The 19,708-nt window shown below is 66.6% G+C and carries 16 protein-coding genes; 15 read left to right on the top strand and 1 reads right to left on the bottom strand.

All coding sequences use genetic code 11. The annotated features are described in order from the left end of the window. Positions 1 to 115 precede the first annotated feature (115 nt). The 9 genes from tsf to bamA all read left to right on the top strand — a co-directional run bounded on the left by tsf (position 116) and on the right by bamA (position 11,047). Positions 116 to 994 carry a translation elongation factor Ts gene (gene tsf / locus EO139_RS00625; protein WP_104583393.1) on the top strand — a complete coding sequence of 293 codons (879 nt, stop codon included), beginning with the start codon at positions 116 to 118 and terminating at the stop codon, positions 992 to 994. A 279-nt stretch (positions 995 to 1,273) separates the two neighbouring features. Next, positions 1,274 to 2,797 (top strand): GGDEF domain-containing protein, encoded by a 1,524-nt coding sequence (locus tag EO139_RS00620; protein WP_126968993.1) that lies wholly within the window; start codon positions 1,274 to 1,276, stop codon positions 2,795 to 2,797. Between the two features lie 106 nt (positions 2,798 to 2,903). Then, positions 2,904 to 3,626 carry a UMP kinase gene (gene pyrH / locus EO139_RS00615; protein WP_104648342.1) on the top strand — a complete coding sequence of 241 codons (723 nt, stop codon included), beginning with the start codon at positions 2,904 to 2,906 and terminating at the stop codon, positions 3,624 to 3,626. Between the two features lie 193 nt (positions 3,627 to 3,819). Further along, positions 3,820 to 4,377 carry a ribosome recycling factor gene (gene frr / locus EO139_RS00610; RefSeq protein WP_115049235.1) on the top strand — a complete coding sequence of 186 codons (558 nt, stop codon included), beginning with the start codon at positions 3,820 to 3,822 and terminating at the stop codon, positions 4,375 to 4,377. A gap of 17 nt (positions 4,378 to 4,394) precedes the next feature. Further along, the gene (uppS, locus tag EO139_RS00605; RefSeq protein ID WP_164739074.1) at positions 4,395 to 5,156 is read left to right on the top strand and encodes a polyprenyl diphosphate synthase; all 762 of its coding nucleotides are present in this window, start codon (positions 4,395 to 4,397) and stop codon (positions 5,154 to 5,156) included. Beyond that, positions 5,153 to 5,980 carry a phosphatidate cytidylyltransferase gene (locus tag EO139_RS00600; RefSeq protein ID WP_104648341.1) on the top strand — a complete coding sequence of 276 codons (828 nt, stop codon included), beginning with the start codon at positions 5,153 to 5,155 and terminating at the stop codon, positions 5,978 to 5,980. Before uppS ends, EO139_RS00600 begins: the two co-directional genes overlap by 4 nt. Before the next feature lie 2 nt (positions 5,981 to 5,982). Then, on the top strand, positions 5,983 to 7,173 hold the full coding sequence (locus tag EO139_RS00595; protein ID WP_126968992.1) for a 1-deoxy-D-xylulose-5-phosphate reductoisomerase: 1,191 nt from the start codon (positions 5,983 to 5,985) through the stop codon (positions 7,171 to 7,173). Positions 7,174 to 7,199: 26 nt separating this feature from the next. Next, the gene (gene rseP / locus EO139_RS00590; RefSeq protein ID WP_104583399.1) at positions 7,200 to 8,546 is read left to right on the top strand and encodes an RIP metalloprotease RseP; all 1,347 of its coding nucleotides are present in this window, start codon (positions 7,200 to 7,202) and stop codon (positions 8,544 to 8,546) included. A gap of 83 nt (positions 8,547 to 8,629) precedes the next feature. Next, positions 8,630 to 11,047 carry an outer membrane protein assembly factor BamA gene (bamA, locus tag EO139_RS00585; RefSeq protein WP_164739657.1) on the top strand — a complete coding sequence of 806 codons (2,418 nt, stop codon included), beginning with the start codon at positions 8,630 to 8,632 and terminating at the stop codon, positions 11,045 to 11,047. Positions 11,048 to 11,119: 72 nt separating this feature from the next. Here the strand turns inward: bamA and EO139_RS00580 are convergent, their stop codons facing one another. Then, positions 11,120 to 11,314 carry a hypothetical protein gene (locus tag EO139_RS00580; protein WP_104583401.1) on the bottom strand — a complete coding sequence of 65 codons (195 nt, stop codon included), beginning with the start codon at positions 11,312 to 11,314 and terminating at the stop codon, positions 11,120 to 11,122. A gap of 128 nt (positions 11,315 to 11,442) precedes the next feature. On the opposite strand from EO139_RS00580, the gene lpxD reads away from it, so the two are divergent. From lpxD to dnaE, 6 genes are all read left to right on the top strand, one after another. Further along, a complete protein-coding gene (lpxD, locus tag EO139_RS00575) occupies positions 11,443 to 12,456 on the top strand; it encodes a UDP-3-O-(3-hydroxymyristoyl)glucosamine N-acyltransferase (protein ID WP_053045244.1) in 1,014 nt (337 codons plus the stop codon). After that, positions 12,453 to 12,914: a 3-hydroxyacyl-ACP dehydratase FabZ gene (fabZ, locus tag EO139_RS00570; RefSeq protein ID WP_126968990.1), complete on the top strand. Its 462-nt coding sequence runs from the start codon at positions 12,453 to 12,455 to the stop codon at positions 12,912 to 12,914. The genes lpxD and fabZ overlap by 4 nt, the downstream gene beginning before the upstream one ends. A 23-nt stretch (positions 12,915 to 12,937) precedes the next feature. After that, the gene (gene lpxA, locus EO139_RS00565) at positions 12,938 to 13,729 is read left to right on the top strand and encodes an acyl-ACP--UDP-N-acetylglucosamine O-acyltransferase (RefSeq protein WP_126968989.1); all 792 of its coding nucleotides are present in this window, start codon (positions 12,938 to 12,940) and stop codon (positions 13,727 to 13,729) included. After that, positions 13,726 to 15,045 (top strand): lipid-A-disaccharide synthase, encoded by a 1,320-nt coding sequence (gene lpxB / locus EO139_RS00560; RefSeq protein ID WP_241235881.1) that lies wholly within the window; start codon positions 13,726 to 13,728, stop codon positions 15,043 to 15,045. Before lpxA ends, lpxB begins: the two co-directional genes overlap by 4 nt. After that, positions 15,042 to 15,800: a ribonuclease HII gene (locus EO139_RS00555; RefSeq protein ID WP_126968988.1), complete on the top strand. Its 759-nt coding sequence runs from the start codon at positions 15,042 to 15,044 to the stop codon at positions 15,798 to 15,800. The genes lpxB and EO139_RS00555 overlap by 4 nt, the downstream gene beginning before the upstream one ends. Positions 15,801 to 16,084: 284 nt before the next feature. Continuing rightward, positions 16,085 to 19,672 carry a DNA polymerase III subunit alpha gene (gene dnaE / locus EO139_RS00550; RefSeq protein ID WP_126968987.1) on the top strand — a complete coding sequence of 1,196 codons (3,588 nt, stop codon included), beginning with the start codon at positions 16,085 to 16,087 and terminating at the stop codon, positions 19,670 to 19,672. The last annotated feature ends 36 nt before the right edge of the window (positions 19,673 to 19,708 follow it).

Here is a 19,708-nt window from a genome sequence, read left to right as displayed (position 1 = left end):
CCGCGGCCCGTCGCCGAGGCCACCGAACATCTCTACGGGGGCGGCCGGCATGGCTGCGTCGTCTCCTACTGGCGGAACATTCCGCCGCACGCATTCGTCCATATGAGGTAATTCCATGGAAATCACTGCTTCCCTGGTCAAGGAACTGCGCGAGCGCACCGGCGCCGGCATGATGGAGTGCAAGAAGGCACTCGTCGAAAACGCAGGCGACATCGACGCCGCTGCCGAATGGCTGCGCAAGTCCGGCCTGGCCAAGGCCGACAAGAAGGCTGACCGCGTCGCCGCCGAAGGCCGCATCGCCACCGCACAGGCCGGCGGCAAGGCCGTGCTGGTCGAAGTCAACTCCGAGACCGACTTCGTCGCCAAGGACGAGAACTTCCTGGCCTTCACCGAGACCGTGGCCACCGCCGCGCTGAACGCGGACGCAGCCGATGCCGAAGCGCTCAAGAGCGTCAAGCTCGACAGCGGCGAGACCATCGAAGAGCGTCGCGCCGCGGTCATCGCCAAGGTCGGCGAGAACCTGCAGGTGCGTCGCCTGGTGCGTATCGACAGCGCCAACAACGTCGCAGCCTACGTGCACGGCGGCCGCATCGGCGTGCTGGTCGAGCTGAAGGGTGGCGACATCGAGCTGGCTCGCGGCATCGCCATGCACATCGCCGCGATGAACCCGCCGCACGTCAAGGCCTCCGACGTCCCGGCCGAGTTCATCGCCAAGGAAAAGGAAATCGAACTGGCCAAGATGTCCGAGAAGGACAAGGCCAAGCCGGCCGAGATCCTGGAAAAGATCATCAGCGGCAAGATCAGCAAGATCGTCAACGAAGTGACGCTGTACGGCCAGCCGTACGTGCTGAACACCGACCAGACCGTCGAGCAGGCGGTCAAGGCCGCCGGTGCCGACGTGGTCGGCTTCCAGCGCCTGGCCGTTGGCGAAGGCATCGAGAAGGTGGTGGAAGACTACGCCGCCGAAGTGATGAAGCAGGCCGGACTGGCCTGATCCTCGCCGCACCGTAGAAAAAGCCGCGGCTTGCCGCGGCTTTTTTTTGCCCGGCGCTGGCGCGCGCGCCAGCAACGCGCGAAACTGAAGCGAACGCATCCACCAGGCCCGCAACCGGCCTCAACATCTACAGATGTCGTGGCGGTGGCCGCTACAGCTGGATGCCGACCAGGCTTTCCGCGTCCATCACGCACGCGCTGCGGCGCGGCGGCGGCCAAGCATGGCGTGCCCCATTAACGAACGCAGCGGTATGCTTGCGTTCACCGTCGGCGATGACCCATGCAACCAGATCTACAGGCCGCCCTGCACTATTGCCGCAACCTGCCGTCGCCTCCGGGTGTGGCGCTGCGCGTCATCGAGCTGGCGCAGGACCCCGACGTGGACATGACCACCACGGCCAACGTGATCGGCATGGACATGGCATTGAGCGCGCGCATGCTGCGGGTTGCCAATTCGCCGCTGTACGCCAGCCGCCGCCGTATCGACAACCTCGGCCAGGCGCTGACCATGCTCGGCCTCAACGCGACCCTGAGCCTGGCACTGGGGTTTTCGATGGTACACGGCGTGCGCAGCACCTTCGCCGCGCATCCGCTGCATGAGCGCATCTGGCGCCGTGCCGGGCTGTGTGCGCTGGCCAGCCGCATCCTCGGGCAGGCCTACGGCATCCGCAAACCCGAAGAACTCATGCTGGCCGGCCTGTTGCAGGACATCGGCAAGCTGGCCCTGCTGCAGGGCGCGCCCGAGCTGTATGCGCCGCTGCTGGAGCAGGCGCCCGACAACGCCACGCTGCTCGAGGCCGAACGCGAGCAGCTGGGCGCCACCCATGCCGAAGTCGGCGCCTGGCTCGCGCATCAATGGCAGTTGCCGCCGTACCTGCAGAACGCCATCGCGCAAAGCGAGCAAGAGCCCGCCAGCCTGGAGCCGTTCATGGCCTGTGTCGCGCTGTCCGGGCGCCTGGCCGACATCTGGCTGTCGGCCAGCGCCGTGGCGGCCACCGAACGCGCGCAACAACAGGCGCAGGAGGTGCTGGACCTGGACGCCGAACGCTTCGAGAAGGTGATCGAACGCATCGCCGAATCGCTGCCCGAACTGGAAGCCCTGTTCGACATTCGCGTGCCGCAGCCCGAGCACATCCAGATGATCTTCGAGCAGGCGCGCGAACTGGCGATGCTGCGCAGCCTGCGCGAATTGCAGGACGTGGCCGAAGCGCGCCGGCATGCCGACGAATCGGAAAACCGCATGCGCCATCTGGCCGAACAGGCCAGCCGCGATGCGTTGACCGGCGTGTTCAATCGCCATCAGCTCGGCACTGCGCTCGCGCACGAGTTCGAGCTGGCATCGCGCCAGAACTGGCCGCTGTCGATCGCCTTCATCGACCTGGACGACTTCAAGCGCGTCAACGATGCGCATGGTCACCTGGTCGGCGACGAGGTACTGCGCAACTTCGCGCAGACGCTGCAGCGCATGGTGCGCACCAGCGACCTGGTCGCCCGCTATGGCGGCGAGGAATTCCTGGTGATCCTGCCCAACACCGCGGCCGAAGCGGCATTGATGGTGGTCGAGCGCATCCTGGCCGAAACCGCACGCACGCCGATGGCGCAACTGCAGGGCGGCCCGTTGCACATCACCTTCTCGGCGGGGCTGGCCACCCACGGCGGCGACGACCGCCAGTTCGAGAGCATCGAGCATCTGCTGCAGGCCGCCGACAGCACGCTGTACCGCTCCAAACATCGCGGCCGCAACCGCGTCACCGCCTACGATGCGACCGACGTGCCGACACCGCAGCCGCCGCGCGCGCACTGAGCAACGTGTCACGTCATCGCCAACTACCGAATTTTTACCACGCCCGGTGACAGGCTTCCGCTAGACTTGCCGGCGTTTGCCGATCCCCCACACCGAGGTTTCCCCCATGTCCGAACTTGCCTATCGCCGCATTCTTCTCAAACTTTCCGGGGAGGCGCTGATGGGAGACGGGGATTACGGCATCGATCCCAAGGTCATCAACCGCCTCGCCCATGAAGTGATCGAAGCCCAGCAGGCCGGCGCGCAGGTCGCCCTGGTGATCGGCGGCGGCAACATCTTCCGGGGCGCCGGCCTGGCCGCCAGCGGCATGGACCGCGTCACCGGCGACCACATGGGCATGCTGGCCACCGTGATCAACGCGCTGGCGATGCAGGATGCGCTGGAGAAGCTCGGCGCCAAGGTGCGCGTGATGAGCGCGATCAAGATCAACGATGTCTGCGAGGACTTCATCCGCCGTCGCGCGATCCGCCACCTGGAAAAGGGCCGCATCGCGATCTTCGCCGCCGGCACCGGCAATCCGTTCTTCACCACCGACTCGGGCGCGGCGCTGCGTGCGATCGAGATCGGCGCCGACCTGCTGCTCAAGGCAACCAAGGTCGACGGCGTCTACGACAAGGACCCGAAGAAGCACACCGATGCGGTGCGTTACGACAGCCTGACCTACGACCAGGTCATCCTGCAGGGCCTGGAAGTGATGGACACCGCCGCCTTCGCCCTGGCGCGCGACAGCGACCTGCCGCTGCGCATCTTCGGCATGAGCGAGCCCGGCGTGCTGCTGCGCATCCTGCACGGCGAGCAGATCGGCACGCTGGTGCAGGGCCGCAGCTGAGGCTGGGAATCGGGAGTCGGGATTGGGGAATCGCAAAGGCGCGGCGCCCGGGCTGCGCTGATAGCTCACGATGGCGGCGCCGGGCGTGAAGTGCCGGCAAGTGAACCGGCTGCGCGGGTCCTGACGACCCGCGAGTCGTGAAACCTCAGTCCCGGCTATAATCTCCGGATTCAGCTCCACACGGATTCCGGCGATGCTCAACCAGATCAAACAAGACGCGCTCACGCGCATGACCAAGAGCATCGATGCTCTGCGCCATTCCCTGACCACGGTGCGCACCGGCCGCGCCTCTCCGGCGCTGCTGGACGGCATCAAGGTCAAGGCCTACGGCACCGACACCCCCCTCAACCAGGTTGCCAGCATCAGCGTCTCCGAAGGCCGCTCGCTGGTCATCAGCCTGTTCGACAAGGGCATGATCAAGGACGTCGAGAAGGCGATCTATGCCTCGGATCTGGGCCTGACCCCGACCGTGGTCGGCACCGTGATCCGTCTGAACCTGCCGCCGCTGACCGAGGAGCGCCGCAAGGAGCTCAGCAAGTCCGTGCATGGCGAGGGCGAGGACAGCAAGGTGGCCATCCGCAACATCCGTCGCGATGCCAACCAGCAGGTCAAGGATCTGCTCAAGGACAAGGCGGTCACCGAAGACGAGGCGCGCAGCGCCGAGGACGACATCCAGAAGCTGACCGACAAGGCCATCAAGGATGTGGATGAGGTCGTCAAGGCCAAGGAACAGGAACTGATGACGGTCTGATCGTGGCATCGCCTGCCATGCATCCAGCACCTTCCGCTGCCGCCGTGCCGCGCCACATTGCCATCATCATGGATGGCAATGGGCGTTGGGCGCAGCGTCGGCGGCGTCCGCGCATGATCGGTCATCGCGCCGGCGCGCGCGCGGTCAACCGCACCATCGACTTCTGCCTGGAAAAAGGCGTCTCGGCGCTCACCCTGTTCGCGTTTTCCAGTGAAAACTGGGGGCGCCCGCAGGAGGAAGTCGATGCGCTGATGAAACTATTCCTGCATGCACTCGACCGCGAGGTCGACGAGCTGCAGCGACGCGGCGTGCAAGTGCGCTTCATCGGCGATCGCGGCCGCTTCGCGGCGCCGCTGCGCGAGCGCATGGCCGGCGCAGAACGCATCACCGCGGCCAATTCGCGCCTGGTGCTGAGCATTGCCGCCAGCTACGGCGGCCGCCAGGACATTGCGCTGGCCGCGCGGGCCCTGGCCGAAGAAGTGGCGGCCGGTCGCCTGCAACCGCAGCAGATCGACGAAGCGCTGCTGGCCAGCCGCGTCGCATTGGCCGACCTGCCGGCACCGGACCTGTTCATCCGCACTGGTGGCGACACCCGCATCAGCAATTTCCTGCTGTGGCAGCTGGCCTATACCGAACTGTGGTTCACCGAAACCCTGTGGCCGGAGTTCGATGCCGGCGTGCTGCAGCAGGCACTGGATGACTACGCCGGGCGCGAACGCCGCTACGGCCTGACCAGTGCCCAGATCGCCGACAAGGCGACGGAGAGCTCCTCCGCATGACCAAGACCCGCGTGATTGCCGCGCTGATCATGGCGCCGCTCGCCATCTGCGCGATCGTGCTGCTGCCCACGCAATGGCTGGCGGCGCTGGCGGCGATCCTGTTCCTGACCGGTCTGTGGGAGTGGCTCAAGCTCTCCGGCATCGACGACAGCCTGCCGCGCACCGTGCTGCTGATGCTCAATCTGCTGCTGATGGTGCTGATGGTGTGGGCCTCGGCTGGCTCCATGGTGCTGTTCCAGATCGCCGCCCTGGTGGGGGTGGTCTGGTGGCTGCTGGCGCTGCTGTGGCTGCGCTTTTTCACCTTCGGTGCCGATCACGGCAACGGCCAGGCGCGCGCGCTCAAGCTCGCCGCCGGCACGCTGGCGGTCTTGCCGGCCTGGGCCGCGCTGGTGCTGCTGCATGCCAACCCGGACAAGGGCAACCTGTGGCTGCTGACCGCGCTGACCATGGTGTGGGCGGCCGATTCGGGCGCCTATTTCGCCGGCCGCGCGTTCGGCAAGCACAAGCTGGCGCCGCGGGTCAGCCCCAACAAAACCATCGAAGGCCTGCTCGGCGGCATGGTCGCCGGCATCGTGGTCGCCTGCGCGTTCGGCTGGCTGGCCGGGCTCACCCTGGCGCACGTGCCGCAGCTGATCCTGGTGGCGGCGGTGGCGGTGCTGGCCTCGGTGCTGGGCGACCTGTTCGAGAGCCTGCTCAAGCGCCATGCCGGCGCCAAGGACTCGGGCGCGGTGATTCCGGGCCACGGCGGCGTGCTGGATCGCATCGACGGCGTGCTCGCCGCCCTGCCGGTGTTCGCACTCGGCAAGGAAATTCTCGGGTTCTAGATATGGCTGGCTCTGCTCTCCGTCACGTCGCCGTCTTCGGCGCCACCGGCTCGATCGGTGCATCGGCACTGGATGTGATCGCCCGTCATCCGCAGCGGCTGCGTGCCAGCGTGCTGTCGGCCGGCAGCAAGGTCGACGCGCTGCTGGCGCTGTGCGTCACCCATCGCCCTGCGCACGCAGTGATCGCCGACCACTCCCTGTACCCGGCACTGCGCGACGGTTTGCGCGCGGCCGGCCTGGCCACCCAGGCCCACGCCGGCAGCGAGGCCCTGGACGCGCTGGCCGCCAGCGATGCCTGCGACACCGTGGTGGCGGCGATCGTGGGGGCGGCCGGCCTGCCGTCCACGCTGGCCGCGGCCAGCGCCGGCAAGCGCCTGTTGCTGGCCAACAAGGAATCGCTGGTGCTGGCCGGCGAATTGCTGACCCGCACCGCGACTGCGGCCGGCGCCGAGGTCATCCCGATCGACAGCGAGCACAGCGCCATCTTCCAGTGCCTGCGCTCCTGCGACGCCAGCCGCGGCGTGCGTCGGGTCATCCTGACCGCGTCCGGCGGTCCGTTCCGTGGCTGGGACCGCGCCGCGCTCGGTGCGGTCACGCCCGCGCAGGCGGTCGCCCATCCCAAGTGGTCGATGGGCCCGAAGATTTCGGTGGATTCGGCGACGCTGATGAACAAGGGCCTGGAGGTGATCGAGGCGCATCACCTGTTCGGCCTGCCCGGCGCCCGGATCGATGTGCTGGTGCATCCGCAGAGCCTGGTGCACTCGCTGGTGGAATTCGTCGACGGCTCCACCCTGGCCCAGCTTGGCCTGCCCGACATGCGCACCACGCTGGCGGTCGGCCTGGCGTGGCCGGAGCGGGTCGAGTCCGGCGTTGGCGGGCTGGACCTGCTGGCCCAGGGGCGGCTGGATTTCGAGGCGCCGGACACGGCCGCCTTCCCGTGCCTGCGCCTGGCCTGGGAGGCGCTGGAGGCCGGCGGGACCGCGCCTGCGATCCTGAACGCGGCCAATGAAGTGGCTGTTTCAGCGTTTCTTCAGGGCCAGGTGGGTTTCCTAGCGATTCCCGCGTTGGTCGAACACACACTGACAACGCTCCCACGGCACAATGCCGACTCCCTCGACACCCTGCTGTCTGCCGATGCGCAAGCGCGGCAGATCACCGAACGCGCCCTCGCCAATCACCGCCTTCATGCCTGATCGATTTACGCAACCGAGTTGCATCCATGGGTGATTTCATCGGTTCGGTCTGGTGGATGATCGTCAGCCTGGGCGTGTTGGTGACCTTCCACGAATTCGGGCACTTCTGGGTCGCGCGCCGCTGCGGCGTCAAGGTGCTGCGCTTTTCGGTGGGCTTCGGCAAGCCGTTGTGGATGCGTCGTGACCGCCACGGCACCGAGTTCGTGGTGGCGGCCATTCCGCTGGGCGGCTACGTCAGGATGCTCGACGAACGCGAAGGCGACGTGCATCCGGCCGAGCAGGACCAGGCCTTCAACCGCAAGACGGTATGGCAGCGCATCGCCATCGTCGCCGCCGGCCCGATCGCCAACCTGTTGCTGTGCATGGCGATGCTGTGGGCGATGTTCGTGGTCGGCAAGCAGGATTACTCGGCCACCATCGGCCGCGCCGACGGTCTGGCCGCCGAAGCCGGCCTGAGCCCGGGCGAGCGCATCGTGCGCATCGATGGGCGCAGTGTCAGCAGCTGGAGCGATGCCAGCATGCAGCTCACCACGGCGGCGATGGACCAGCGCGACATCCGCGTGCTGACCGCCACCGAAGGCGCCGGCAACCGCGAGCACACGCTGCGCCTGTCGCAGCTGCCGGCCGGCTTTGACGAGCGCCGCGTGGCGTCGCTGGCCGGTATCGGCTGGCAGTTCATGCTGCAGCCGCCGGTGGTGGGCCAGGTGGTCGCCGGCTCGGCGGCGCAGGGGCTGCTGCAGCCGGGCGACCGCATCGTGGCCATCGACGGCCAGCCGATCCGGTCGGCCGACGAGATTCCCGCCCAGCTGCAGGCACTGGGCGCGCAGGGCGGGACCGGCATGATCGAGGTCGCGCGCGGCGACGACCGGCTGGCGCTGGAAATCGCCCCGCGCCGGTCGCCGCAGGGGCAATGGCTGCTCGGCGTGGGGTTTGCGCCAGCGCAGGCGCCGGCCTACGACAGCCGCCAGCAGTACGGCATGTTCGCCGCGGTGCCTGCCGCGATCCGCGAGACCGGCCGGATGACCGCCGACTCGCTGGGCATGATGAAGCGCATGCTGACCGGCCAGGCCTCGGTCAAGAACATCTCCGGCCCGGTCACCATTGCGCGCGCCGCCAACGCCTCGGCCGAACGCGGGCTCGACTGGTTCCTGTATTTCCTGGGCTTGCTGTCGCTCAGCCTGGCGATCATCAACCTGATGCCGATCCCGATCTTGGACGGTGGGCATCTGCTGTATTACCTTATCGAGTTGGTCAAGGGCAGCCCGATCAGCGAACGGGCCATGATTGCCGGGCAATATGTCGGCCTGGCGGTCCTGGCCGGGCTGATGGGACTGGCGTTCTACAACGACATCCTCGGCCTGGTTCCACGATGAAGCTGCTCCACTCTTTCCGCCTGTTGTCGTCGTCATACGTCGGCATCCAGCAACACCCGAAATCGACTCCAACCGGATGTGACATGACGCGTCTTCCCACTCGCCGCCTGCTTGCCCTCGCTCTCGCCGCCGGCCTCAGCCTGCCAGTCGTTTCCCTGGCCGCAGAGCCGTTCGTTGCCAGCGACATCCGCGTCGACGGCCTGCAGCGCATCGCCTCCGGCACCGTGTTCACCTATCTGCCGGTGAACCGCGGCGACACCGTGGACGATGGCAAGGTCGCCGACTCGATCCGTGCGCTGTACCGCACCGGCTTCTTCGAGGACGTGCAGCTGGATCGCCAGGGCAACATCCTGGTGATCACCGTGAAGGAGCGCCCGGCGATCAACAAGCTCACCGTGACCGGCAACAAGGACATCAAGTCCGAGGAACTGCTCAAGGGCCTGGGCGACATCGGCCTGACCGAGGGGGGCACCTTCGACCGCCTGAGCCTGGACCGCGTGACCCAGGAGCTGACCCGCCAGTACAACAACCGCGGCAAGTACAACGTCGAGATCACCCCGACGGTCAGCCCGCTGGACCGTAACCGCGTGGACGTGGCGATTGCGATCAAGGAAGGCAAGGCGGCCAAGATCCGCCACGTCAACCTGATCGGCACCGAGAAGTTTGCCAACGAGGACATCCTGGAGAACTGGGAATCCAAGGAGCACAACTGGGCCTCGTGGTATCGCCGCGACGACCAGTACTCCAAGGAAAAGATGTCCGGCGACCTGGAGAAGCTCAACTCCTGGTACCTGGACCGCGGCTACGTGGACTTCAGCATCGACTCCACCCAGGTGTCGATCAGCCCGGACAAGCGCGACATGTTCGTCAGCGCCGGCGTCACCGAGGGCGAGCAGTACAAGATTTCCGAGATCAAGGTCACCGGCGACACCGTGCTGCCGCAGGCCGACATCGAGCGCCTGGTCATCCCCAAGGCCGGCGACATCTTCTCGCGTGCGCTGCTTGAGTACACCTCCGATGCGATCACCAATACGCTGAGCAACGTCGGTTACGCCTTCGCCAAGGTCAACCCGATCCCCACCCCGAACCGCGAGGACCGCACTGTCGCGGTGAACCTGCAGGTGGTGCCGGGCCCGCGCGTGACCGTGCGCCGCATCCTGTACAAGGGCAACAGCCGCACCTCGGACGAAGTGCTGCGCCGCGAGATGCGCCAGTTCGAAAACACCTGGTATTCGCAGGCGGCGATCGACCGTTCCAAGATCCGCCTGCAGCGCCTGGGCTACTTCGAGAGCGTGGATGTGGAAACGCCGGCCGTGCCGGGCAGCAACGACCAGGTCGACGTGGTCTACAACGTCAAGGAGACCACCTCCGGCAGCTTCGTGTTCGGCCTGGGCTACTCGCAGAGCTTCGGTGTGACCACCTCGGTGCAGTTGTCGCAGAACAACTTCCTGGGCGGCGGCAACCGGGTGGCGGTGGAAGCCTCGCGCAGCAGCTACCAGCAGCGCTACGCGTTCTCCTACACCAACCCGTTCTTTACCGACGACGGCGTGTCGCTGGGCTACAACCTGTCCTGGCGCTCGCTGGACTACTCGGACTTCAACACCGCCCAGTACAACAGCAAGAATGGTTCGGCGCAGGTGGTGTTCGGCGTGCCGATCACCGAGAACGATACCGTCTCGGCGATGGTCGGCATCGACAGCAACCAGATCAATACGTTCCAAGGCCAGACCCCGCAGGCGATCATCAATTACATCGATGCAATCGGTACTAGCACCTTCCATGCCTGGCGCACAGAGCTGGGCTGGGCACGCGATACCCGCAACGACTTCTTCATGCCCACCCGTGGCATGTACCAGCGCGTCGGCCTGGAGACCACCCTGCCCGGCTCCACGGTCGAGTACTACAAGTTCAACTACCAGATCTCCAACTACTGGCCGATCATCCCGGCGATCGTGTTGAACACCCGCTTCGAGCTGGGTTACGGCGACAGTTATGGCAATGACAGCCGCCGCGACATATGCGGCGTAGTCACCAACACTAACAACAGCCCCACCTACACAGAGCAAGGCTGCAACGGCAGCAACCTGATCCGTACTGTCACTGCGACCGGGCTGCCTTTCTACGAGAACTTCTACGCCGGCGGTACCAACTCGGTGCGCGGCTTCGAAGACAACACGCTGGGCCCCCGTTCGGAACGCACTGTCAATTACTCGCGCGGCCAGCCGCTGGGTGGCTCGTTCAAGACCGTCGGTTCGGTGGAAATGTACTTTCCCAAGCTGTTCGACAGCCCGTCGGCACGCGTGTCGGCGTTCTTCGACTTCGGTAACGTCTACGACGGCGTGGACAACTTCAAGGCCAACGAGCTGCGTGCGTCCACCGGCGTGGCGCTGTTGTGGCGCGCCCCGGTCGGTCCCATCTCGATCAGCTACGCGTTCCCGCTGAAAAAGGAAGACAACGACGAGATCGAACGTCTGCAGTTCACCTTCGGCGGCCAGTTCTAATAGCGAACGGCAACAAAGAAGGCGGCCCGCGCAAGCGGGCCGCCCGTGTATCACCGGTTGGATGTGGGCCGGTCAGAACCAGCTGTCCAACCATGTGGAGACGGTGTTGGACAGACAGCTGGCGATGTCGCCGGCAGGAAGGCTGAGACACTGCAGCTGCTGCTCACCGGTTGCCCTGCCCTGCTCGACATCGAAGGATTGGGCCGATGCACCTGCGACCGCGCCCATCATGACCAGACCACCAAGGATGGAAAGAACGGTTTTCATATGCGTGTTCCTGGATTGGCCGCTTGATTGCGACAGGACCCTAGATACGCAGGCTTTGTTGGGAACTGTTTAATGGTGTTTTCTCCCCGTTAAAGCGGCTCTCCCACACTTACAAGAGGTTCACCCTGATGCGCTTGACCGCCAGTGCGATTGCCGAACAATTTGGTCTGACCGTCATCGGTGATGGCGCCATCGAAGTCAGTGGCGTCGCCACCCTGGCGCATGCCGGCGCCGGGCAACTGAGCTTCCTGTCCAATCCGCGCTACCGGCCGCAGCTGGGCCAGAGCCAGGCCGCCGTGGTGGTGCTGCGCGCCGACGATGCGCAGGACGCACGCGGCACCGCGCTGGTCGCCAAGGATCCCTACACCGCCTTCGCCAAGATCGCCGCCTTGTTCGATGTGGCGCCGGTGCGCGAACCGGGCATTCACCCGTCAGCGGTGATCGATCCCAGTGCCCAGGTCTCGCCGAGCGCGCATGTCGGCCCGTTCGTCAGCATCGGTGCGCGTAGCCGCGTGGGCGATGGCTGCGTGATCGGCACCGGCAGCATCATCGGCGAGGATTGCGTGGTCGATGACGGCAGCGAGCTGCTCGCCCGCGTCACCCTGGTCACCCGGGTGCGCCTGGGCAAGCGCGTGCGCATCCATCCCGGTGCGGTGATCGGCGCCGACGGCTTCGGCCTGGCGATGGATGCCGGCCACTGGATCAAGGTGCCGCAGCTGGGCGGTGTGGTGATCGGCGACGATTGCGAGATCGGCGCCAACACCTGCATCGACCGCGGCGCACTGGAAGACACCGTGCTGGAAGAAGACGTGCGCGTGGATAACCTGGTGCAGATCGCGCACAACTGCCACATCGGCGCACATAGCGCCATCGCCGGCTGCACCGGAATCGCCGGCAGCGCCAAGATCGGCCGTTACTGCCTGCTTGGCGGGCATGTCGGCGTGGTCGGGCACCTGGAGATCTGCGACAAGGTCGTGATCACCGGCAAGTCGGTGGTGCGCAATTCCATCCATGAGCCGGGCGAGTATTCGTCCGGCACCCCTCTCACCGACAATCGCACGTGGCGCAAGAATGCCGCGCGCTTCAAACAACTCGATGTGCTGGCAAGGCGCATCCTGGCTGTGGGCAAGGAGAAAGAATGAGTCACCCCACTTACGAGCTGCCGATCGACGTCAACCAGATCCAGACGCTGATCCCGCACCGCTATCCGTTTCTGCTGATCGACCGGGTCGTCGACCTCGACCTGGATGCCAAGCGCATCGTCGGGCAGAAGAACGTCAGCATCAACGAGCCATTTTTCCAGGGCCATTTTCCTACCCGCCCGGTGATGCCCGGCGTGCTGATCATCGAGGCACTGGCGCAGGCCGGTGGCGTGATGACCCAGCTCGGGCTTGGGCGCGACGCGCTGTCCAAGCTGTTCTACATGGTCAAGGTCGACAACGCCCGCTTCAACAAGCAGGTGGTGCCGGGTGACGTGCTGATGCTGGAAGTGCAGATGAAGCGCCTGATCCGCAACATGGGATGCTATTACGGCGAGGCCAAGGTCAACGGCGAAGTCGTGGCCAGCGCCGAAATCATGTGCGCCGGCGCCAAGGAATAACCCGTTTTTGGAGGTGAGACACGATGCGTGATCAAGCACCCTTGATTCATCCCACCGCCGTCATCGATCCGTCGGCGCAACTGGCCAGCGATGTGCGCGTGGGCGCGTTCTCGTTGATCGGCGCCGATGTGCAGATCGATGCGGGCACCGAGGTGGGGCCGCATTGCTCGATCCACGGCCCGACCCGGATCGGCCGCAACAACCGCTTCATCGGCCATGCCGCGATCGGCGGCGAACCGCAGGACAAGAAATACGCCGGCGAGCGCACCGAACTGGTGATCGGCAACGGCAACGTGATCCGCGAATTCGTCACCATCAATCGCGGCACCGGCGGCGGTGGCGGCATCACCGTGGTCGGCGACGACAACTGGATGCTGGCCTACACCCACGTAGCGCACGACTGCCATGTCGGCAACCACTGCGTGTTCTCCAACAACACCACGCTGGCCGGCCATGTCACCGTGGGCGACTACGTGATCATCAGCGGCTTTGCCGGTGCCCATCAGTTCTGCCGGATCGGCGCGCACGCCTTCCTGGGCATGGGCGCGCTGACCAACGGCGACGTGCCGCCGTTCACCATGGTCGGCAGCGAATCGCTGGGCCGCCCACGCGGCATCAACAGCGAAGGGCTCAAGCGTCGCGGCTTCGATGCCGGGCGCATCAGCGCGATCAAGCGCGCCTACCGCACGCTGTACGTCGCCGGGCTGCCGCTGGCCGAGGCCAAGCTGCAGCTGGCCGAACAGGCCAAGAGCAGCGAAGACGTGCGCGGGCTGCTCGAGTTCATCGAGGCGGCGGAAAGGCCGTTGTTGCGATGAAGGGAATCGGGAATCGGGAATCGGGAATCGATGCAGGCGCGCACGCTGACACGCCTGCCGCCGGCCCATCGCCGGCACTTCCGCTTCCCCATTCCCCACTCCCGATTCCTGGCGCGCAAGCGCGCGCCCCACGCATCGCGCTGATCGCCGGCGAAGCTTCCGGCGACATCCTGGGTGCCGGCTTGATCGAGCAGCTTCGGCGCCGCTATCCGGCTGCCGAGTTCGTCGGCATCGGCGGCGATGCGATGCGCGGGGCCGGCTGCCAGACCTGGTTCGATGCCAGCGAACTGGCGGTAATGGGGCTGACCGAAGTGCTGCAGCATCTGCCGCGGCTGCTGAAGCTGCGCCGCGCGTTTCGTGAGCGTGTGCTGGCATGGAAACCGGACGTGTTCATCGGCATCGATGCACCCGATTTCAATCTGTCGGTCGAGCGCTGGCTCAAGCAGCGCGGTGTGCGCACCGTGCATTACGTCAGCCCCTCGGTGTGGGCCTGGCGCGAGAAGCGTGCGGAAAAGATCGGCGCCAGCGCCGACCTGGTGCTGTGCCTGTTTCCGATGGAGCCGCCGATCTACGCCAGGCACGGCATCGATGCGCGCTTTGTCGGCCACCCGATGGCCGACGACATCGCCTACCAGGCCGATCGCGCCGCCGCGCGCGCCAAGCTGGGCCTGTCCGCCTCCAGCACCGTGCTGGCAGTGTTGCCCGGCAGCCGGCATGGCGAGATCGGCAAGCTGGGCGAGACGTTCTTCCAGGCCGCCTGGCTGGTGTCCGAGCAGTTGCCCAACCTGCACGTGCTGGTCCCGGCGGCCAATCCTGGCTGCAAGCAGCTGCTGGCCGAGCAGTTGTCGCGCTCGTCGCTGCCGGTGCTGCGGTCGCACCTGCTCGATGGCCAGGCGCGCACCGCGATGCTGGCCGCCGACGTGGTGCTGCTGGCGTCGGGTACCGCGACGCTGGAGGCGATGCTGGTCAAGCGCCCGATGGTGGTCGGCTACAAGGTCGCCCCGCTCACCTACCGCATCGTCAAGACGCTGGGCCTGCTCAAGGTCAACCGCTACGCGCTGCCCAACATCCTGGCCAACGACGACCTCGCCCCGGAGCTGATGCAGGACGACTGCACCCCGGAGCGCCTGTGCGCGGCCCTGCTGGACTGGTTCAAGCACCCGGAAAAGGTCGCCGCCCTGCAACCACGCTATCTCGCCCTGCACGCAGAACTACGCCGCGACGCATCGGCACGCGCGGCCGATGCGGTGGCGGAGTTGCTGGAAGGCGGGGATTCGGGAGTGGGGATTCGGGATTCGTCAGGAGCAAAGGCATGAAGATCATTGCTTCGGGCACTCAAGCCGATAGCGCCAACGCCGAGGCGCGCCAGTCGCCCTTGTTTGGCCAATCCCAAATCCCCAATGCCGAATCCCGGCGTTTGAATGCCGAATCCCGGCGTTTGATTGCCGGTGTCGACGAAGCCGGGCGCGGCCCGCTGGCCGGGCCGGTGGCGGTGGCGGCGGTGGTGTTCGATCCAGGCAAGCCGCGCATCAACGGGCTGGACGATTCCAAGCAGCTCAGTGCGCAGCGGCGCGAGCAGTTGTATGCGCGCATCGTCGAGCGGGCGCTGGCGTGGTCGGTGGTGCTGATCGACAGCGAGGAGATCGACCGCATCAATATCTACCAGGCGACCATGCTCGGCATGCGGCGTGCGGTGGAAGGGGTGGCACATGTGGCCGGGTTTGCCCGCATCGACGGCAACCGGGTGCCCAAGGGCCTGCCCTGCCCGGCCGAGGCCTTGATCGGCGGCGATGCGCTCGATCGCGCCATCATGGCCGCCTCGATCGTGGCCAAGGTCACCCGCGACCGCCTGATGCACGACCTGCACATCCAGCACCCCGAATACCGCTTCGACCAGCACAAGGGCTACGCCACGCCGGTGCACCTGGCCGCGCTGCGCAGCCATGGGCCGTGCCCGCAGCACCGTCGCAGCTTCGCCCCGGTGCGGCGTGCATTGGGCATCGAGGCGGCGCAGTCGCCGTGGGACGTGCCCTGCGCGCTCCCGGCCGATGCGCTGCTGCTGGCCGACTGAGCGCCCCCTCCAGGCTGACCTGGCCCGGTCCCGGCGCCACCCACCAGTGGCGCGGAAACGGCCGGTGCAGCCAGGGCTTCGCGCAGCAAGTCACGCACGCCCAGCCCCGCACGCCCCCGATCCGCGCAATCGCCACCGCTGCGCTGCATCCAGCTAGCCACAGCCTGAATCGGCCACACCGCCCAGCCCCCGTGGCAGCTGGCCGCGGCGCCGCGCCGGTGCTGTCAAGCCTTGTCCGACCCGACCACGCTCGCTACCCTGACCCCGCATTATTCCGGTCTCGCATGTCCACTTCCCGCTTCGTCCATCTGCACGTCCACACCGAGTTCTCGCTGGCGGATTCCACCATCCGTGTGCCCGAGAAACCGGATCAGGCTGACCCGAAAAAGGCCAAGCAGGCCAACCTGCTGAGCCGCGCGGTCGAACTCGACATGCCCGCGCTGGCGGTCACCGACCTCAACAACCTGTTCGCGCTGGTCAAGTTCTACAAGGCCGCCGAGGGCGTGGGCATCAAGCCGATCGCCGGCGCCGACGTGATGATCGCCACCCCGGACATGACGCCCTGGCGCATGACCCTGCTGTGCCGCGACCGCGAAGGCTACCTGAGCCTGTCGCGCCTGCTGACCCGCGCCTGGATGGAAGGCCACCGCCCCGAAGGCGGCGTGGCGATCCACCCCGAATGGCTGCAGAGCGGCCATGCCAACCTGTTCGCCCTGGCCGGCCGCGACAGCCTGGCCGGGCGCCTGTTCGGCGAGGGCCGCGCCGACCTGGCCGAGCAGCAGCTGGCCGACTGGCAGCGCGTGTTCGGCGACGGCCTGCATCTGGAACTCACCCGTACCGGGCGCCAGGGCGAAGAACGCTTCAACCAGTTCGCGCTGCATGCGGCCGGTGTGCGCGGCCTGCCGGTGGTGGCCAGCAACGATGTGCGCTTCCTGTACGCCAGCGACTTCAATGCGCACGAGGCGCGGGTGTGCATTTCCTCCGGCCGCGTGCTCGACGATCCCAAGCGCCCGCGCGAGTACAGCGACCAGCAGTACCTGAAGTCCGGCGACGAAATGGCCGTGCTGTTCGCCGACGTGCCCGATGCAATCGACAACACGCTGGCGCTGGCGCAGCGCTGCAACATCGAGATGCGCCTGGGCACCTACTTCCTGCCCGCCTATCCGGTGCCCGAAGACGAGACGCTGGACAGCTGGATCCGCAGCCAGTCGCGCGACGGTCTGGCCGCACGCCTGGAAAAGAGCCCGATCGCGCCCGGCAAGACCCGCCAGGACTATGTCGACCGGCTGGAATTCGAGCTGGACACCATCATCAAGATGGGCTTCCCCGGCTACTTCCTGATCGTGGCCGACTTCATCCAGTGGGGCAAGAACCAGGGCATTCCGATCGGCCCGGGGCGCGGTTCCGGTGCCGGTTCGCTGGTGGCCTGGGCACTGCAGATCACCGACCTGGACCCGCTGCCGTACAACCTGCTGTTCGAGCGCTTCCTCAATCCCGAACGCGTGTCGATGCCCGACTTCGACATCGACTTCTGCATGGATCGCCGCGACGAGGTGATCGATTACGTGGCGCGCAAGTACGGGCGCGAACGGGTCAGCCAGATCATCACCTACGGCACCATGGCGGCCAAGGCGGTGGTACGCGACGCCGGGCGCGTGCTCGGCTTCAGCTACGGGCTGGTCGACAGCGTGGCCAAGCTGATCCCCAACATCCTGGGCATCACGCTCAAGGATGCGATGGGCGAAGGCAAGGACTCGGAGATGGCCTCGCCGGACCTGATCCAGCGCTACCAGGTCGAAGACGACGTGCGCGACCTGATGGATCTGGCCCGTCAGCTCGAGGACCTCACCCGCAACGCCGGCAAGCACGCCGGTGGCGTGGTGATCGCGCCCGAGCCGCTGTCCGAATTCTGCCCGCTGTTCGCCGAACACGACGAGGACGGGCGCGGCAAGAATCCGGTCACCCAGTTCGACAAGGACGACGTCGAAGCGGTCGGCCTGGTGAAGTTCGACTTCCTCGGCCTGCGCACGCTGACCATCATCGACTGGGCGGTCAAGGCGATCAACGTGCGCCATGCGCGCGCCGGCATCGACCCGGTCGACATCACCACCATTCCCCTCGACGACGTGCCCACCTACAAGGGCGTGTTCGCCTCGGGCAATACCGGCGCGGTGTTCCAGTTCGAATCCTCGGGCATGCGCCGCCTGCTCAAGGACGCGCGCCCGGACCGTTTCGAAGACCTGATCGCGCTGGTATCGCTGTACCGCCCCGGCCCGATGGACCTGATCCCGGACTTCAACGCGCGTAAGCACGGCCAGCAGGAGATCATCTACCCGGATCCGCGCACCGAAGCCATCCTCAAGGACACCTACGGCATCATGGTGTACCAGGAGCAGGTGATGCAGATGGCGCAGATCGTCGGCGATTATTCGCTGGGCGGCGCCGACCTGCTGCGCCGTGCGATGGGCAAGAAGGTGCCGGCCGAAATGGCCAAGCACCGCGAGATCTTCCGCGAGGGCGCGGCCAAGGGCGGGGTGGGCGCGGCCAAGGCCGACGAAATTTTCGACCTGATGGAGAAGTTCGCCGGCTACGGCTTCAACAAGTCGCACGCCGCCGCCTACGCGCTGGTCAGCTACCAGACCGCGTGGCTGAAACGGCATTACCCGGCCGAATTCATGGCCGCGACGCTGTCCTCGGACATGGACAACACCGACAAGGTGGTCGGCTTTCTCGATGAGGTGCGCAATCTCGGCCTGACCGTCAAGCCGCCGCGCGTCAACGAGTCGGCCTACATGTTCGAAGCTGCCAGCCCGGACACGATTCAATACGGCCTGGGCGCGATCAAGGGTGTCGGCCAGGGCGCCTGCGAGGCGATCGTCGAAGAACGCCAGCGCGGCGGCCCCTACACCACGTTGCTGGATTTCTGCACGCGCGTGGGCACCGCCAAGCTCAACCGCCGCACCCTGGAAGCGATGATCAATGCCGGCGCGATGGATGGGCTGGGCAAGAACCGCGCCTCGCTGATGTTGCAGCTGCCGGAAGTGGTCAAGGCCACCGAGCAGCTGGCGCGCGAGCGCGCCTCGGGCCAGAACTCGCTGTTCGGCGGGCCGGACCCGAGCGCGCCGGCGTTGCGCCTGGACCTGCCCGAAAGCGAGGAATGGCCGCTGGGCCAGCTGCTCACCGGCGAGCGCGAAACGCTGGGCTTCTATCTCAGCGGCCATCCGTTCGACCCGCACCGCGACGAGGTGCGCGAGCTGGTCGGCTGCGACCTGGGGTCGCTGGAGAAGATCCTCGCCTCGCAACAACGCGGCGGCGGAGGCGGCGGCGATGGCGAAAAACGCGCCTGGCGCCCGGAAGTCAGCGCCATCCTGGCCGGCCAGGTGATCGGCGTGCGGCGCAAGGGCGACAGCCAGGTGTTCGTGCAGCTCGAAGACGGCCGTGGCCGGGTCGAATGCAGCGCGTTCTCCGATGCGATGGCCGAGTTCGGGCACCTGCTCACCCGCGACCGCATCCTGATCGTCAAGGGCGGCCTGCGCGAGGACGAATTCAACGGCGGCTACAGCCTGCGCATCCGCCAATGCTGGGACTACGAGCAGATCTGCGCCGACCATGCGCAACGCCTGTCATTGCGCCTGGACCTGCGCGAGAAGCAGGCCTGGAAGCGCATCGACGCCCTGCTGGCCAAGCACCGCCCCGGCAAGACCCCCCTGCGCCTGGACCTGCTGCTGCGCGCTCCGACCGGCGGGGTGGCCGGCATGCTCGACCTCAACGGCAGCCACTCGGTGCGCATCGACCAGCAGTTGATGGACAGCCTGCGCGCCGATCCGGCGGTGCGGACCCTGAAGATCAAGTACAGCCCTCCGTGGGCGTGAGAATGGGGAGTCGGGAATGGGGAATCGCAAAAGCGA

Source organism: Xanthomonas sp. BRIP62411 (assembly GCF_003993525.1).
Lineage (GTDB): Bacteria > Pseudomonadota > Gammaproteobacteria > Xanthomonadales > Xanthomonadaceae > Xanthomonas > Xanthomonas euroxanthea.
Note: the sequence above shows the minus strand (reverse complement) of the source record. Positions and strands in the feature narration are given on the sequence as shown.

What these genes read in the sequence shown, in the direction of transcription:
- tsf (WP_104583393.1), top strand. Translation starts at nt 116, where the DNA reads ATGGAAATCACTGCTTCCCTGGTCAAGGAACTGCGCGAGCGCACCGGC.
- EO139_RS00620 (WP_126968993.1), top strand. Translation starts at nt 1,274, where the DNA reads ATGCAACCAGATCTACAGGCCGCCCTGCACTATTGCCGCAACCTGCCG.
- pyrH (WP_104648342.1), top strand. Translation starts at nt 2,904, where the DNA reads ATGTCCGAACTTGCCTATCGCCGCATTCTTCTCAAACTTTCCGGGGAG.
- frr (WP_115049235.1), top strand. Translation starts at nt 3,820, where the DNA reads ATGCTCAACCAGATCAAACAAGACGCGCTCACGCGCATGACCAAGAGC.
- uppS (WP_164739074.1), top strand. Translation starts at nt 4,395, where the DNA reads ATGCATCCAGCACCTTCCGCTGCCGCCGTGCCGCGCCACATTGCCATC.
- EO139_RS00600 (WP_104648341.1), top strand. Translation starts at nt 5,153, where the DNA reads ATGACCAAGACCCGCGTGATTGCCGCGCTGATCATGGCGCCGCTCGCC.
- EO139_RS00595 (WP_126968992.1), top strand. Translation starts at nt 5,983, where the DNA reads ATGGCTGGCTCTGCTCTCCGTCACGTCGCCGTCTTCGGCGCCACCGGC.
- rseP (WP_104583399.1), top strand. Translation starts at nt 7,200, where the DNA reads ATGGGTGATTTCATCGGTTCGGTCTGGTGGATGATCGTCAGCCTGGGC.
- bamA (WP_164739657.1), top strand. Translation starts at nt 8,630, where the DNA reads ATGACGCGTCTTCCCACTCGCCGCCTGCTTGCCCTCGCTCTCGCCGCC.
- EO139_RS00580 (WP_104583401.1), bottom strand. Translation starts at nt 11,314, where the DNA reads ATGAAAACCGTTCTTTCCATCCTTGGTGGTCTGGTCATGATGGGCGCG.
- lpxD (WP_053045244.1), top strand. Translation starts at nt 11,443, where the DNA reads ATGCGCTTGACCGCCAGTGCGATTGCCGAACAATTTGGTCTGACCGTC.
- fabZ (WP_126968990.1), top strand. Translation starts at nt 12,453, where the DNA reads ATGAGTCACCCCACTTACGAGCTGCCGATCGACGTCAACCAGATCCAG.
- lpxA (WP_126968989.1), top strand. Translation starts at nt 12,938, where the DNA reads ATGCGTGATCAAGCACCCTTGATTCATCCCACCGCCGTCATCGATCCG.
- lpxB (WP_241235881.1), top strand. Translation starts at nt 13,726, where the DNA reads ATGAAGGGAATCGGGAATCGGGAATCGGGAATCGATGCAGGCGCGCAC.
- EO139_RS00555 (WP_126968988.1), top strand. Translation starts at nt 15,042, where the DNA reads ATGAAGATCATTGCTTCGGGCACTCAAGCCGATAGCGCCAACGCCGAG.
- dnaE (WP_126968987.1), top strand. Translation starts at nt 16,085, where the DNA reads ATGTCCACTTCCCGCTTCGTCCATCTGCACGTCCACACCGAGTTCTCG.